This window comes from Bdellovibrio svalbardensis (assembly GCF_029531655.1).
Lineage (GTDB): Bacteria > Bdellovibrionota > Bdellovibrionia > Bdellovibrionales > Bdellovibrionaceae > Bdellovibrio > Bdellovibrio svalbardensis.
The window spans coordinates 146,028-161,390 of record NZ_JANRMI010000005.1; the positions used below are offsets into that span (position 1 = coordinate 146,028).

13 protein-coding genes are annotated in these 15,363 nt (G+C 45.8%); 1 reads left to right on the forward strand and 12 read right to left on the reverse strand.

From position 1 onward, the window contains the following. Positions 1–27: 27 nt before the first annotated feature. Together NWE73_RS16370 and NWE73_RS16375 are read right to left on the reverse strand one after the other, a co-directional pair. Complete coding sequence (locus NWE73_RS16370) at positions 28–2,202, reverse strand: hypothetical protein (protein WP_277579436.1); 2,175 nt, start codon at positions 2,200–2,202, stop codon at positions 28–30. Between the two features lie 167 nt (positions 2,203–2,369). Continuing rightward, a complete protein-coding gene (locus NWE73_RS16375; protein WP_277579437.1) occupies positions 2,370–3,116 on the reverse strand; it encodes an alpha/beta hydrolase in 747 nt (248 codons plus the stop codon). Positions 3,117–3,227: 111 nt separating this feature from the next. On the opposite strand from NWE73_RS16375, the gene NWE73_RS16380 reads away from it, so the two are divergent. Then, positions 3,228–4,160: a CorA family divalent cation transporter gene (locus tag NWE73_RS16380; protein WP_277579438.1), complete on the forward strand. Its 933-nt coding sequence runs from the start codon at positions 3,228–3,230 to the stop codon at positions 4,158–4,160. 8 nt (positions 4,161–4,168) lie between these two features. Here the strand turns inward: NWE73_RS16380 and NWE73_RS16385 are convergent, their stop codons facing one another. The 10 genes from NWE73_RS16385 to NWE73_RS16430 form a co-directional block, all read right to left on the reverse strand. Beyond that, positions 4,169–4,990 (reverse strand): class I SAM-dependent methyltransferase, encoded by an 822-nt coding sequence (locus tag NWE73_RS16385; protein WP_277579439.1) that lies wholly within the window; start codon positions 4,988–4,990, stop codon positions 4,169–4,171. A gap of 24 nt (positions 4,991–5,014) precedes the next feature. Next, entirely contained in the window at positions 5,015–6,958 is a 1,944-nt protein-coding gene (locus tag NWE73_RS16390; protein WP_277579440.1) for an Lnb N-terminal periplasmic domain-containing protein, read from the reverse strand. A 105-nt stretch (positions 6,959–7,063) separates the two neighbouring features. After that, the gene (locus tag NWE73_RS16395; RefSeq protein ID WP_277579441.1) at positions 7,064–7,555 is read right to left on the reverse strand and encodes a DUF3015 family protein; all 492 of its coding nucleotides are present in this window, start codon (positions 7,553–7,555) and stop codon (positions 7,064–7,066) included. A 158-nt stretch (positions 7,556–7,713) separates the two neighbouring features. After that, positions 7,714–8,751: a DUF429 domain-containing protein gene (locus NWE73_RS16400; RefSeq protein ID WP_277579442.1), complete on the reverse strand. Its 1,038-nt coding sequence runs from the start codon at positions 8,749–8,751 to the stop codon at positions 7,714–7,716. Next, complete coding sequence (locus NWE73_RS16405) at positions 8,697–9,692, reverse strand: GHMP family kinase ATP-binding protein (RefSeq protein ID WP_277579443.1); 996 nt, start codon at positions 9,690–9,692, stop codon at positions 8,697–8,699. Before NWE73_RS16405 ends, NWE73_RS16400 begins: the two co-directional genes overlap by 55 nt. Further along, the gene (locus tag NWE73_RS16410) at positions 9,692–10,684 is read right to left on the reverse strand and encodes a DUF4340 domain-containing protein (protein ID WP_277579444.1); all 993 of its coding nucleotides are present in this window, start codon (positions 10,682–10,684) and stop codon (positions 9,692–9,694) included. Before NWE73_RS16410 ends, NWE73_RS16405 begins: the two co-directional genes overlap by 1 nt. Further along, positions 10,684–12,210 (reverse strand): GldG family protein, encoded by a 1,527-nt coding sequence (locus NWE73_RS16415; protein WP_277579445.1) that lies wholly within the window; start codon positions 12,208–12,210, stop codon positions 10,684–10,686. The genes NWE73_RS16410 and NWE73_RS16415 overlap by 1 nt, the downstream gene beginning before the upstream one ends. A gap of 2 nt (positions 12,211–12,212) precedes the next feature. Next, positions 12,213–12,986 carry an ABC transporter permease gene (locus tag NWE73_RS16420; RefSeq protein WP_277579446.1) on the reverse strand — a complete coding sequence of 258 codons (774 nt, stop codon included), beginning with the start codon at positions 12,984–12,986 and terminating at the stop codon, positions 12,213–12,215. After that, complete coding sequence (locus tag NWE73_RS16425) at positions 12,983–13,924, reverse strand: ABC transporter ATP-binding protein (protein WP_277579447.1); 942 nt, start codon at positions 13,922–13,924, stop codon at positions 12,983–12,985. Before NWE73_RS16425 ends, NWE73_RS16420 begins: the two co-directional genes overlap by 4 nt. A gap of 95 nt (positions 13,925–14,019) precedes the next feature. Continuing rightward, the gene (locus tag NWE73_RS16430; protein ID WP_277579448.1) at positions 14,020–15,282 is read right to left on the reverse strand and encodes a DUF814 domain-containing protein; all 1,263 of its coding nucleotides are present in this window, start codon (positions 15,280–15,282) and stop codon (positions 14,020–14,022) included. Between the last annotated feature and the right edge of the window lie 81 nt (positions 15,283–15,363).

Below are 15,363 nucleotides of genomic sequence, written 5' to 3' on the forward strand. Positions count from 1 at the left end.
TCCTGACACTGCCCCAGTTTGGTGCTCTTAAAGAGACGGCTGAGGGCAAGCCAAAGCATCAACTTTAGACTTCAAAAGAAGCGCCCACTCAGATGTATGCTCTTTCACCAAAGTATTTTTCATCTGTTGCAAAGTCGACTCGTTTACATAAGTCCCACCGAAAGCGGCTTGAACTGTTTGACCACCACGGCACATTTGCACAAGAACGCGGTCTTCCTGGCGGTTGTCGTAGATGTACGGCTCAATCATGCTACAGAATGATTCCAATGCGGAAAGATGGTCCACGGCTGCCGTCCAGCGATTCCAGACGTCTTGAAGTTCACGGCATGAGTTCGTGTACTCAACTGTTCCTCGTTTCAATGTCGTCGGATTGTAAAGTCTTAACTGGTAAGCATCATCCCAATCTTTATCAATCTGTTTTCTATTCACCAACATGACTCCCAATGATGTGTTCATTGGATCCTGACCCGATTTGGTCGTTGCATAAGCTTTGTTACGAACGCTGATCAAACCTTCTTTGAATTTCGTCACAGACGAACGGTGCAAACCTTGAGTGTAATTGAACCAAGCCATCACTGGAGAATTAATTCCCATCACACGTTGACCGAAGAGACCCGCACGAAGACGATCCATCTCTGCATCGATTTCAGATTGGGTGAAGCTGGTTGCATACTTCTTCAAGTTGTCCAATGAACCAGTTACACGCTCCGCTTGCAGTTGTTTCTGATTCAATGCTACCAAGTGAGATTGGAATTGGTTGTAATCAGGACTTGCCTTCAACTCTTTATCCAACTTGTCTTGAGCCAATTTCACGATACGTTTTGCCAAACCTGCAGATTGCTCAACAGTTTCAACAAACGATTTGGTCGCTTTCGCGCAACCAGAGAAATCTGAATTGATTGTGAACTGTGTATTCGCAAATTGGTTCAAGCTATTCACTGCGATCATGCCTGAGAATTTCAAAGCACGAGCTTCAGCAATGCTTGTTGAACCGTATGCGATCATCGCCTTATCAACGCTTGCAAGCATCGTATTTACATAGGAACCTGGCTCTTGAGTCATTGATGCCAATTGGATACCGATTTGGCAAATCTTGATATCATCTGAAGTGCTCGTCACGAAGGCTTTGTCCATGGACAACTGTGCGACTGCATTACTCAGGTCATTGTCAATTTCCAACGAAGTATTGCTCAAAGCATTTTTTCTGCTCACGAGGTTATTCAACGGCTTAGACAAGCTGTTGATGCGAGCACTGAATGTTCTTTGTGAAGCACTGATCTCTTTAGAGATTTTGCTGACTTGCTCATCACGGTTTTTGATCAGGAATTTATACTTTTGATCAAGACGAATGAATTGGCAGGTGTTCTCAACAACTGCGCGACGAACTTGCGCATCATTGATCTTCGTTGAATTCTCCGTCACGATTTTGTTCATAGAGCTCAAAGCCCCGGTGATCACAGAACCACCCACGATGAATGGGATCGCCGCTGTTCCGCCCGTCATCGTTGCTGCCATCAAAGCGTAAGGAGTCAAACCGTTGACGATGTCGTTCAAGGCCAAAGCAACTTGACCACCGCTCATTTGATCGCGGCAGTTTTTATTCATCAAATCGGTACTTGCGAATGTTGTCGCCAAAGAATTGGCGGCGCGAATTGCCACGTCGACGTTATTTACGATGGTCGCAGCATTTTCTGGCTGAACAGAATCTGGATTTTCAAGGAAACCTTGCAAGGCCTTCACAGCATCAGAAATCTTCTTATTGTTATCCTGAACCCCTTGAACATTGATACCGCTATTGCCACCACAAGAAGGCGATCCCACAGCTTGATTCAACGAATTCACTGCGCTCAGGATATCTGCCGTCTCGGTGTTCTCGAAGAGATTACAGCGGAATTCACCTTTAAGGCCTGACTCTTTAGGATTCGCGCCAGACCCTGGTTTTTGCGAGCCACCTGTGCTGCCACCCGAGCCACCACCAGGAGAAGCGCTGCCACCCTGACTGCCGCCTACTGGAATCCGTGGTTGCGTTGGGAAAAGATCATCAACCGAAGTCCCGGTTGACGGAGACGTTTCAATTGGAAAAAGACTGGAATCAATGTCACCAATCTTTACTTGAACCGCAGACGCTTTCGCTGCGTGAACTTGTAGAGTTTGGAACTGGATAAGAGTGATCATGGCCAAGCCCAATCGACCCCATTTCATACGTACTCCTTGCAAAGGTTTCTAATCCGCGAAATCCTGTGCAGAGAAGATGCCAAGCACCTACCTCCCCTGTAGTGGCGATGATCCACTGGAAGGGTGTATGCATTTTAGACAGTTTGGAAAAATTAACTTTATGGATTTAGTTCTTGAGCCCTAATTCTTAAGCCCTAATTCTTTAGATAGTCGAGAACCCGCGCACGCAGCTCACCGTTATTCAATTCATAGAGATCGCCATGATGCCCACCCGGGATCATCCAAATTTCCTTCGGAGCTTTCGCTTGAGCGAACATCTCTTGGGAACTTACCGGCTCCACCGCGGGATCATCTGTTCCATGAAGGAAAAGCATCGGAATCGGCGAGATCTGATCTATCGGTTCTGGAGAATACTGGTCACTGACAAAAACATAGGTGACTGGCTGCAACCACCAGGTAAACCACTGACGACTCAAGACCCGGCGGGACATCTTTTGATAAGAAGAGAAGCTGCCATCAATGATCACACAACGCACAGGAATAGAGGCTTTGATTTCCTCTACCGCCTTCATTGCGATCGCGCCTCCTAGACTATGTCCATATATAATAAGAGGCCGCTTTTCCTTCTTTTCGTGCAACCACTCCGCTGCAGCAATCCCCGACTCCACCGTACTTTGTGGATTGGGTTTCCCTGTCGACAGGCCATATCCCGGGTAATCAAAAATGAAATAGTTGTAACCGTTATCAGGCAACCAACGCAGCATCAAAAAATGCGAAGTCAGATTTTCGGCATTACCGTGAAAAAACAAAACAGTGCCCTTGGTCTCCTTCATCGTTGAAGGAAAATACCAACCATGGATCTTATTTCCAGACAGGGTCGACAGAAAAACATCATCGTACTTCATATTGATTTTTGCCGGATCGAATATCTTTTGATTCATCGGCATATAGAAGAAGCTCTGACATCCCGCCAGAAGAAGTAACGCACTACATAAAAAAATACAGCGTTTCAAAAAGGTACGGCGTACCTTCGAAATTTTCGTCATACTTGAATGATGAAGCGATTTGAACATCAATGGCAAGATTTTAAATGGACCGATATTGAATCCCCGACACAGGAGGATTTTGTTCGCTTAGCTGAAGAGTTTGAAATTCCTTTTCAGCCACTGGCGACCTCTTTGGATTCCGAGCATCTGCCAAAGTTTCTGACTCTCAGTGAATCCGTCAGCTTCATGATTTTGCGCCTTTATGATGTAACCGCAAAACACCAGGCTGGAACTATGCAGGATCTTTCTACGAAGTTGATCCTTTTCTTTGGTAAAGACTTTTTGCTGACCATTCATCGTATGCCGCTGGAGTGTATTGAAGAGAAAAAAATGAAGTGTTCATTCGAGCAATTGAGCTTGGATGGTTTGATCAAATCACTCTTTATCAAAGTGATCGCAACCTATGACAAACCCCTCGATGAAGTTGAGTCGAAAACACAGGTTATTGAAAGTCGGGTCTTCACTTTGCGTCGCCGAAACATCTTACGCGAAGGATATCTGATCAAGCGTAGAACCTCCGTCTTCAAAAAAATATTTAAATTCACAACAGATGTTCTGAATAAGCTGCAGACAGTTCCAGGTCACGCATTTCAGGATATGGAAGAGACCCGCGAACCCCTCGAGAAGTACTCCTTCTATGCAGACAGCATCTATGAAGATATCACCGGCCTTTTAAACCTGCATCTTTCATTGATGTCGCAAAAGACCAACGAGGCTTCTTATAAAACCAACGAAATCATGCGCATCTTAACGGTCGTTTCGATTTTCTTCCTTCCTTTGAATTTTATCGCTGGTGTTTATGGAATGAACTTCGAACACATGCCTGAACTAAAAATAGAACAAGGCTATCACATGACCTTGCTTGCGATGTTCTTAATTGCGGTTGCAATCTTTGCGTGGATCTACAAAAAAGGATGGCTCACCAAAGACGACCTTTGAGATCATCTTTAGGTGCGCGCGCTGGCTTGTACGAAGGAATAGAAGAAAACGGCATTCGGGTCATTGGCGACCTTGGCCATTTCTTCCTTCATTCCATTCACCACATCTATGCTGACCAGTTTTGCACTTATCAACTGTTCACTGGCGCTCAAAAGTAGCTCCGCCCAATACTCGATGCAATCCTTGCGTGCTTGAGGATAACGATTGTCCAGGAACCAGGTTTTTACTTCTGTTTGAATATCGTGATAACCCAACTGCATAAAGAAATTTCCCAGCTTCGCACCAACGAAGGGATCGCCCCGTTGTTCAAGTTGGTACTCATTGAAGGCCATCCAGTACTTCCACACATTCGGCGAATATGGATCCAGGAAGAAAGAAGCGTTCATCACTTCAGTGGCATAGACCACCGATCCCGGGCGCAGCACGCGACGAACTTCTGAAAGCACGCGGATCGGTTCTGGAACATGCTCCAGAATCCAACAAAGATAGGCACCATCAAAAGAGTTTGCCGAAAACTCCATGCTGGTCGCATCCATTTCCTTCAGTTCAAAGCGGCCCTCCGCCCCCGGCAAATGACTGAGACGGTGTTTTGCCGCCGCCAATTGCTTGGTACTGCGATCAATTCCCGTCAGCTGGATCTCGGGAAAGCGACGAAGAATGATCTCACTCTGCGCGCCCACCCCGCAGCCGACTTCCAAAAGTTTCTGCACGCCTGATAAATTCACATTCTGATAGACGGTGTACTCACCGAAGCGAGCCTGCTTGCGCAAACGCTCCTGCTCATCTTTTGAAAAACCATGCAAATATGGAAAGTCAGCACCCTGAGACATACAACCTCCGGAACTTGAAAGCCCCTAGTAGTAATTAAATAACTGGATGCTATATTCCTCAAGGAATCTCTGATTGCGGTACACACCGCGCAGGCCCCAAGTCTTCGTAAAGCTGTATTGAGTCTCAACTGTGGACTTAAAATAGTCTTTTATATCCCATGCTGAATCACGACGATATTGCACACTCGCCTGTGACAACAAATAAGGGGTCCATTGGTAATGCGCTTCCAAAAAAGGCCCGGCCCCGACCCACATCTTATTTTCGGAGTGAGCTCCATCGTAGTGAGCCTCCCCAAGAACTTGTGCGCTGACATCTAATTTTCCGAACAAGAAAGTCCAACCGCCACCCATTCGCAAAATAGCTTCTTGAGTTGGAGAGAAATTCTCGTTGTAAGTACGCTCCACCCCTAGTTTGAATCTCCACGAATGATCGGGAATTAAGGTCGACCACGCACTGGCAGAAATCAATTCAAAGGCCGCAAAGTTTTCCAGTTGAAGCTCTTTTTCATTATTTCCCGAAAAAGGGCTTCCATATGAAAAATCCAAGTCAAAAAAACTGATCAATGAATAGCGTGGATAACCAATCGCCGGATCCAGACGATCATGAAGGGCAAATCGATGTGACAACAGTGCCAAATCTTTGTCACTTGTCGTATGACGATAGCCCACACCCCAACGACCCGATGGATGCGCCAAATGAGGACGTTCTTCTGGCGCGGGGTCTATCGAAATTTTGACAGGCTCTTCTGAAATACCACTGCGTTTTTCCAGCACCTGCATTTTCAGCTGAAATTCGCGACCGGCCTCTTGAACTTCTTTCGAATAGCGGTAGTCAATAAAATCAATAAAGGCGTCTAATATCTTCGCCTGCGAAGCTGCAGACATTTTATTGAAATTCTCTGAGTAAGTGAAACCATCCTGAATCTTGATTTGCTTCGCCAAAATTTTTAGCTCTTTACTTTCCTCGGGGCTTAGCAAAGCTTCTCGCTGAAAAAAGACCTGGCGAATTGATGGACGATAGACATAACTTTCAACCAAATCCGTTTTATTCCAAAGCACTCGAACGGTGTCTGCGGGAATCACATATTGATCCAACTTAGACAGTATATCCACGGACGGATCTGCGGCCTCTAGAATTGAAAGCATGTGGTAAGAACAGTTTTCAGTGACATACCAATAATCGATCTGCCCGGGCCCCAATTCCCAAACATGAGCCACCAGCATATCAACCGCTTCAGGTTTTAAGCGAAGCTGGTACTCCCACAGATCGCGAGATTCAGCATTATTATATTCGCGAACTTTGAAATAATAAGGTATCGCCTTGAATTTCCCCTGAAACATTCCAAAGAGACCTTTGAAGCCATAAAGAAAGGCGTTGTTCGTGTCTGCTTCCGCGGCGTAGTTCAAACCGTAATCAAGCAGCTCATAGCGCTTTCCATCTCTTTCCGAAGGCGCCTTGTTCACGCGCAAGAAAGTATGACCAAAAGCCGACGAAGGATTATTCAGATAGTAACTTGAGAATACCAGGGAAACAGACTGACCTTTAAGACCTTTTGCGAAAGCCAGATAACGTTCGCATTGTGCTTCCGGCCATTTGATATTCTGAGAAACTAAATGTTTTTTAAGCCAACGATAACGAGCTGGGAAGCGACACTGTGCTTTTTCATAGGAATCTTGAATTTCATCGTCGTGAAAGAAAGCCTTAATGGTAGCTTGCAACTCAGCCTGAGGGTTCTGTTTCCCGTTGGGAGCAAAGAAAAACTTGGCACTGTCGACCTGACTTTCTGTGGTGCGGAAGAAATCAGTCTCAAAATGAAGGAGCTTCCGCCACTGTCGATCTTTATGTAGCTGCTGATCTTCAGCAAATTTTAGCACCCGATTTAAATCAGCCTCTGCAGCCAAAGCCTGGGCGGATGTTTGAAAAACAAAGACGGCACTTAAAAAAACAGAAAAACCAAATAGCTTCATCGCGAAAGACTATCCGGTGTCCCCATTGAAGGAAATAAAAAAACGCAGTGGTTTTAGCCCCTGCGTTTTTTTTGTTTTCATTTAAATTCAAATTGAATCTAAAAACTAAGCGCCACAAGCGCCGTTTGAAGCAACAACCTGGTGGATGTTTGCTTCAATAGCAGCTGGTTGCATGTTTGTTTCAACGAAGATTTTGTTGTAGTTCTTTTTCAAAGAAGAACCCATTACTTTAGCATCGCAATTCATAAGATTTGCAAGACCTGCCAAAGTTTCACCTTGTCCACGAGCAGCGTCGTTAGCCAAAGCCACTTTGTTCACTTCGATAAATGCAGGAACTTCTTTACCAGATTTGAAAACTGCATCTTGTTGGCAGTTCAAAGTTCCAGTTGAAATACCGAAAGTTTGGCTTCCAGAAGTACCGTTCGTTGTCGCCGCCAATACTTGATTTCCATCTTGGCCCATCACGATAGAACCGAATCCGCAACCCGCAGAACCGTAACCTTGGCCTGAAAGTTCAGACAAGAGACCTTTTTTACCTGCAGCGTGAGCAGCACCAGATACCAACATCGCGATAACAACATACTTAGCAAATTTCACGTAAACCTCCGTGGTGTTAATTCAGTTCTAAAATTGTGTAATGTCACTGTATTGCAGGCAAACAAAAACCCCTGGAGTTACGCACCAGGTCCTGACCACCAACGAACTCAGGACTTTGATCTAGGAGACTACTCCGACGAAGTCGGAGTGTAGACCAGTCAGAAGCTATTCCACTTAATCGCAGATAGAGGGAAATCAATCCAGTCTTCAGACTCTGGAAAACCTGCAGGACGAGGTTCCGTCAGTCCCTTAAATCGCAGGAATGCGGTCAAGGCGCAGATGAAAGACTCAAAAGCATGATTGTTTTCAATCATCAATTTCACGTCTTGGTCATAAACGAAGGCAACGTTGTGACTGCTAAGTGCATTTAAAATGGCGCGACGGCTTTCATCACCACCAATGGCGTGTTTATGGAAAAGCAAATGACTCTTCATCACGTTAAGCGAACGGCCGATTCTCCACACCGAAAGCTTCGGAAAAACTTCAATGCATGGGAAAGTCAGACGCTTTTGAATGAACATCGCACGAGCCAACAAGGGGGCACAGTTCGCACCCATGGCATGTTGTAAAATAAACGGCTCTTCAATTTCCGAGGAAAGATACATCTCAACACAGCGCTGAGTATAGGGAGTGAACAACTTGCGCGGTTTCTTCCTTTTATGAAGTTTGCGCGTGTACTCCCACATCCACTTCACATGGGGCTCTTTACATGCCTCAATGCCAGGACAGCCCTTTTCACAATTCAAGCAATGGGGCAAACGAAAAGGCACGTCAAAGGCCAAGAGATCTATTTCATTGTGATACTGAGCTATGATTTCATGAATTTTGTAATCGGCAGAGTGAACCTCATCACTCTTGATCTTTTCCACCAAGCGCGAAAGGAAAACTTTCTTATGCTTGGGGTAATACTCTATGATCGCAACGCAGGCTTTGTCGGTTTTACCCCCACCAAGAGAGACACCAATAAAACGGTGAACCTCTCCCGCATGGGACGACTCCACGGCCCGAGGTTTCGAAGAGGCCGCTTTTAAAGATGACTTTGCGGGCGCCGCTTTCTTGGCCTTCGCTTTGACGGCAGCCTTTTTCGCAACAGCCTTTGAAGTCCCTTTTTTAAGAGGGACTTTCTTAGTGGTCTTCTTTTTTACAGAGGATTGACGGGTTTTGCGTCCATCACCTGAAAGCCGGCTTCTTGGCATGCGTTTGCCACTCCTTGTTTTTTATCGGGAGGACACCAAACTAACACACAGCCACCGCCTCCAGCTCCACAAATTTTAACAGCCTCAGCCCCGTTCTGCAAAGAGAGTTCCGCCAAACGAGAGATCTCAGGACTTGAAAATTCCGGGGCCAAACGTACACGGGCCTCAAATTCACGTCTAAATAGCCCAGCAAGATCGCCCCAATTTCCAGAGCGAACCGCATGTTCCGTCTCAATCGCAATTGCTTTCAAATCTTTCAAGGCTTGAATTGTGCTTGGATCTTTTGTGACAGAATCCTTCATCACTTCAAAATTATTAAGTCCTGAGTGATGGGCCTTGCCTGTGTAGATAAGCATGAACTTTTCCGCCAATGGAGTATTGGTGACATTCAAAACTTCCTGGTGAATTCCATCATATCCATAACGAAGAACATTCAAGCCCCCCGACGCTGCAGGATAGTAATCCTGTGTTCCCGTCGGAGTGTTCAAAATCTCGGCTTCAATATTGTGAGCCACATGGACCATTTGATGAACATCTTTAAAAGGTCGTTCACAGAACTGGGAAAAAGCCTTCATCAAACCAATCGTCAAACTGGAGCTTCCCCCCAGACCACCGCCGACAGGACTGTCCGACGAAGTTTTTAAAGTGAAACCCTTTTTAGGCATCCAATAGCGAAGCTGTGTTTGCAGCAAAACCATTTTTGGATCCGGATCCTGAAGAGCATCTACCAAATTTGTGTAGCCCTTGCGCATCTTCAAATCCACTGACTCAAGAACAATAGTCTCATCATCATGGGGAGTCAGTTCGACAGTTGTAAAAACGTCAATGGCTACATTCACGGTGGATGCGCCATTGATAAACAAATAAAGGGGCCACAAATCCAATGTGCCCCCTGCCAAATCCACTCGCGTGGGTGATTTTACTACAATCTTCTGTGGCATTACTTCTTATCTTTCTTTTCAGCCAGCTGAGCCCGCTGATCTGCTAATGGATCTCTTACTCTGTTATTCTCTTTCGAAGGAGGGGTTTCTTTCAAGTCCTCAATCGTAAGTTTGATCAATTTATCCATCGCCCCCGGCTCAAGCTTTAAAAAAAACTGCGGTTCCGAAACCTTGGCGTAAATTTTCAAATCCTTCGACTGCCCCACATCGACTTTCCAGTCCTTTTCAGCCAACTTCAAAGACAAGCTAAAAAGGGGTTTCAAAACAGGCGCTGCACCCTCAATAAACTCGGCAGCCTTCGCATCCGCAATCCCCTGCAGCAGTTCACGCACCTTGTTCTGATCTAAAACAACAGCCTTCTTGGCTGGGACAATCCATTTGCCCTCTTGCAAAGAAAGATCGAGCAGGCCTGCCTGATTTTTAAGATGAAGAGAGTCAATGGAAGCCATATTATGGCGCAGGACTCGACGGTCTCTGAAATCAATCACCGTTTTACGAATTCGATTCTGCCATACAGAGTTTACCAAAAGAACGCGGCTTTCATTATTTCTGCGTGCGTAGGCATTTTCTTCGAAGTTTCTTTTTTCAGAAATTTCAAAAGAATCCTTTGCCCCGGCTGTCGTACTAAAAGTGATTTTCCCCAAGGGCTTATCCAGCCCATACATGGACCAGTTGACGCTGTTTTCATCTTTTACAATTTCAATGATTTTTTCGGTCGCCGAATTCTTAATAAGATCTTCCACCGCCGTATTGTCGGCAAGATCCTTCAAAGGCTCTTGAACATTCCAGCCATCCACGGAGCGCTTTAAAATAAGTTTCTGCCCCGCCTTTTCGATCTCCACCGTATCCACTTGATCAAAGTTCACAGTCATCAACCGAGACTCTTCTAAAAACTTCGCCTCTTTTTTCTTGTCCTGAAAATAATCATAGACCGCGTAACCGCCAAACAATAACAGAGCAATGACAAGTATGGAGCGACCCTTGAGTTTCATTAGGCATTTCTCCTTTTAACCCACAGTCCAATGCTGACACCCAAAAGTAAAATTGGGAAAGGAATGATGAAAGCGAACAAGAAAACAGAGAATTTTGTCTCTGTCAGAAGCAATTGTGTCGATTGCGGCTCTTTAGCTGTGATGCTGATCAGGTTCTCTTCTTTAGCCAAGGCTGCCACAGAATTCAGAACCAGATCTCGATTGAGGTTTTGATACAGCATTTGATTGGTCATAAAGTCGACGTCACCAGCAACAATCACACGGAACTCTTTGCCATCTGCCTGCCATTTGCCAGTCACTTCATCGACCAAAGCATAACTGCCCTGCGGTCCGTCACCCTTTAAACTCAACGTAGGAAATGCCACTGAATTTGGTGCCGTTTTGACAAGCTCATCCACTGTCATGCCTTCGACCGGAGTGTGCTTCAAGGCCTGCGGATAGCGATACAACGTCACTTCGTTTTGGCCAAAGCCCTTCGTGATCTGATTCATTGGCGCAAAAATAGGCGCCGAAGTGGGCCCTTGATTCACACCTTTACCAAGAACAGTTTCAACGACATTCACAACATAGTTGTTCTGCAATTCAATTCCCAGTTTTTTAACCAGCTTTTCCAATCCCGCAGAATTTTGCGATTCGATCGCCAAAAACAGACTTCCTCCACGCTTTAGATAGTCTTCCAAAGCGGTGATTTCGAAGTCCTGAAATCCTTGAATCGGTCCCGCAACAACAACGACATCGGCATCGTCTGGAACTTTCGTCGTTTGAATCAAAGGCAAGGTCTTAACCGTATAACGGTTATTCTCAAGCATCACCTTCAATGCATTCAGGCCTAGGCCTTCTTTCGCGTCCTCGAGGCTTTTTTCACCATGACCGACCGTGAAGTAGATATTTTTATTTTGCGTGCGTGTGACCTTCACCATCGCACTGGTAAATTCTTGTTCATCAATTTTTTCAATACGGTTGCGGCGACCTTTGTAGTCCAAGAACACCACACCACTGCCTTTGTCGACGCCATACTCTTTCGCCAGATCCGGACGTTCATTCGCCTCGACAAACTCCAGCAGCACGCGGGGATTTTGGTCTTGGTACTTTTTAATCAGTTCCCGGAACATACGACGATTGTCTTCGTTGCCCTCGACACCTTTTTTGTAAAAGAACAAAACTTTCAAATCAGAATCCAGGGACTTTACCAGCTTGATCGATTGATCCGCCAAAGTATTGGTGTGCGCTGTCGAGAAATCCCAAGTTGCATAATGCTTAACGCCCAAATAGTTGACGACAATCAAAAGAGCCAGCATCAGGGCAATCAAGACGCCCATGCTCATTCCCTCTTTGGTCGTCTTCATCGTCAAAAACTCTTTCAGGAAGCGACGATCCCAATAAAGGGTCAATCCCAGGAAGAAGATTGAAAGACCTAAAGCCACCCAACAAAAAGGGACCCAGTCGCCCAACATGGAACGAATGATGACCATCGAAGTGAGCGACAAACCAGAAAACAAAAGTGAAATTTTACCAAGCTTACTCATCATTATCTCCAGCGAGAGGATTCAACTACACGTTCCGCCAAGAAGCAGAACAACACGATGATACTGGCAAAGAAGATCAATCCATTCGTACGGATAGTTCCTTCCACCAAACTTGAAAGGTGCGAACTTAACGACACATGTTCAAAGACCTTGCGGGCAACGGCACTGTCCACTGCCTCCGCTCCGATTCCCACAAACCAGATCGAAACGTTGAATATAACCGAAGCGACATAAGCAATCAGGCTGTTGTCCGTCAGCGAAGAACAGAACAAATCCATCGCCGCGTAAACGGCCCCAACCAAAAAGATACCAAAGAAAGCAATGAACAAGGGTGCCCAGTTCAATTTCGCCAAGGCCGCTGTGGCCAGTGGATAGCAAAGCGCAACCAGAACAAGTCCCAGTATCGCCCCTAAGGCTGCTAAATATTTACCAATGACAATTTGGAATGAAGTCACTGGGGAGGTCAGAAGCAAATCAAAGGTGTGCATCTTTTTTTCTTCCGCAAACAATTTCATGGTCAATGCCGGAACAACGAAAATCAAAACCAAGTTCAAGTATGAAAGCACGCGAAGAAAGACACCATAGTGAATGTTCAACTGATTCGCAGGAACGTTCTGTTGCATGACGTAGTTCAATAGAAGTTGCGCGAACATGTTCAGTTGAATGGGATAAATCCAACTAAAGATCAAACTGACCAAAAAGCAAATGATCCAAAAAGTTGGTCCAAAGACGAAACCCTTGAGTTCTTTCTTAAAGATTGTGAATGTGCCACTCATACTTGACCACCTTGTTGCTGCCCATAAGTAAGTTTGATGAAGACATCTTCCAAATCCAGTTTGGTTGGCGTGAGCTCAACCAGCCCCAAACCTTTTGTCACCAAACATGAAGACACGGCATCCACGATGTCATCACCACCCTGCACATCGATGCGCCATTCTTTGTGGGTCGCACCCTCTTGAATCGAAATCACTTCGCGAATTCCCGAAAGCACGGACTTCATATCGGAAACATCTTTGCGCAGGCGAACCTGCAAACGACTTTGTCCTTTTTCCATCGTCGACAATCTGTGAATACTGTCTTGAGCAACAATCTTGCCCTGGTTGATAATGACAATCTTTTCACAAGTTGCTTGAACCTCGGGAAGAATATGCGTGGAAAGAATGATCGTGTGCTGACCTTTCAAGGCTTTGATCAAATCACGAATTTCCGCGACTTGCTTTGGATCCAAACCGACAGTCGGTTCATCCAAGATCAACACTTCAGGATCAGAAACGATGGCCTGAGCAATCCCCACGCGCTGTCTGAAACCCTTCGACAAATGCTCGATAAGACGTTTTTGCACATCGCCCAAATTGGTTTTTTCGATGGCGTTATTAACCAAACTTTCGATTTTATCTTTTGGAACCTCTTTAAGGGCCGCCACATAGCGCAGATAATCGCGCACATACATGTCGCCATAAACAGGAGGCGTCTCCGGCAAATAACCAATACGCTTTTTCACTTCCAAGGGATTTTCAAAGACATCAAATCCCGCAACGGAAGCTTGCCCGCTGGTTGGCGCCATAAAACCTGTGATGATTTTCATCGTCGTCGACTTACCGGCTCCATTCGGACCCAAAAAGCCAACCACATCACCTTTGTTAACAGAAAAATTGAGATGATCAATGGCGCGTCTAGGACCGTAGTCCTTGGTGAGATCCTTCACTTCAATCATGCTAACTTCTCCTTACGCTACTCCGGCAAAGCCGGAGTGTAGAAAGCTACAGAAGAAAGTTTAGTCCTGAAAGAGTCTCAGTCAAGGGTCTATACTCAGACTTGACGCAAAGAAAAATGGAATGTCTTTTCCGAGTGATAAGTGACTCGGCCAAGCTTGTCACCTTTGATCGGACGAACAAAGCGGCACTCCACCATGACGACAGCGACTTTTTGCCCCACCATCAAAGATTTAGAAGATAGAGATTCCTTCGCCACCCACGCGGCCACCTCTTGAATCTCTGCAAGAGGAATCTCCTGATCGCGTTGACGATGAATGATCGCATGAGCCCCTGGATAATCTTTCAAATGCAGCCAGTAGTCCCAGGCCTTTGCCTGACGTAGCAAAGCCAAGTTGTCGGCAGCGGACTTTCCGCAATAGGCCAAGGCTCCCGAGTCCAAATGAAACTTGCGACCTCGCGCCTCGGTTTTCTCCATCAAATCACCGAGTTTATTTTTTGCGGTCTTTTCGCTGAATTTTGACTTTTCAAGTTTTTCAATTTCAACTAAAAGCTCAGCGAGGCGCTCCCGCGCGCCTTCCTTCTTGGCGACCAACTGCTTTGCTTTACTAAAACAATTTTCAATATTCCAACTCAAGGACTCACGAGAATCAATGCAGGCTTTTAGAGATTCAGGAACATCGGTGTGTCCTTCCGACTTCAAAAAGTTTCCCGCCTGCTGCCACAAAGACTCCTTGTCGCTGTCCAGTTGACGATGAATCTCGGCCAGGGCCTTGCGTTTTTTTTCCAAGTCTTTTTGTTTTTGCTTTTCCCATTGCGCGACCGGATCCAGAGAAGTCTTCTTGCCCTGCCCCTGCTCGGCAAACCACTCTTCATAAAACTCATCCATCGAGCGCGGCGCCGGTGGATTTTCAACCTTCGGCGGAAGACACAGTTCCAAAGGTTTATCCCAGGCGATTTGCTTGCCATCCGCTTTCACAATGACATTGCATTGCTTGGGGATAAGCCGAATCTCCACTTCACATTCGCGATGGGGATTCTTAAGCAGCAACTTGACCACTCGCCCCCATTGTTCATCGACGAACAAATCATGGACATAGAGATTACGCGCGTGGGAATTCAAAAATAAACTGACGGGCTTGGTCTTGGGACCTTTTTTAAATGGATTCTGATTTTCAAACAGCAGCATCGAAGGAGTGTTCGGCACGAGGTCCAGAATCAACCAGTAAGATGTCTCTTGTCGAAACGATAAGGCCAGACCACGGTCGCTAACCAGCACCTCTTGAAGCTGGGCCCCTTCTAGGACGGACTTAAATGTGCTGACAAAGGTCTGAAGTTCTTGCTGGGTAAGGGCTTTCATTGGTCCTATTTTGTCATCCTTTAGGCCAAATTCCTATCGTTAATACTTAGGTTCAAATACATCATGCCGATAAAAATGAGG

Coding starts and splice junctions, on each gene's coding strand:
- NWE73_RS16375 (WP_277579437.1), bottom strand. CDS start 3,116: ATGAATCAAAAGATATTCGATCCGGCAAAAATCAATATGAAGTACGAT.
- NWE73_RS16400 (WP_277579442.1), bottom strand. CDS start 8,751: ATGCCAAGAAGCCGGCTTTCAGGTGATGGACGCAAAACCCGTCAATCC.
- NWE73_RS16415 (WP_277579445.1), bottom strand. CDS start 12,210: ATGAGTAAGCTTGGTAAAATTTCACTTTTGTTTTCTGGTTTGTCGCTC.
- NWE73_RS16390 (WP_277579440.1), bottom strand. CDS start 6,958: ATGAAGCTATTTGGTTTTTCTGTTTTTTTAAGTGCCGTCTTTGTTTTT.
- NWE73_RS16370 (WP_277579436.1), bottom strand. CDS start 2,202: ATGAAATGGGGTCGATTGGGCTTGGCCATGATCACTCTTATCCAGTTC.
- NWE73_RS16385 (WP_277579439.1), bottom strand. CDS start 4,990: ATGTCTCAGGGTGCTGACTTTCCATATTTGCATGGTTTTTCAAAAGAT.
- NWE73_RS16420 (WP_277579446.1), bottom strand. CDS start 12,986: ATGAGTGGCACATTCACAATCTTTAAGAAAGAACTCAAGGGTTTCGTC.
- NWE73_RS16410 (WP_277579444.1), bottom strand. CDS start 10,684: ATGAAACTCAAGGGTCGCTCCATACTTGTCATTGCTCTGTTATTGTTT.
- NWE73_RS16405 (WP_277579443.1), bottom strand. CDS start 9,692: ATGCCACAGAAGATTGTAGTAAAATCACCCACGCGAGTGGATTTGGCA.
- NWE73_RS16430 (WP_277579448.1), bottom strand. CDS start 15,282: ATGAAAGCCCTTACCCAGCAAGAACTTCAGACCTTTGTCAGCACATTT.
- NWE73_RS16425 (WP_277579447.1), bottom strand. CDS start 13,924: ATGATTGAAGTGAAGGATCTCACCAAGGACTACGGTCCTAGACGCGCC.
- NWE73_RS16380 (WP_277579438.1), top strand. CDS start 3,228: ATGATGAAGCGATTTGAACATCAATGGCAAGATTTTAAATGGACCGAT.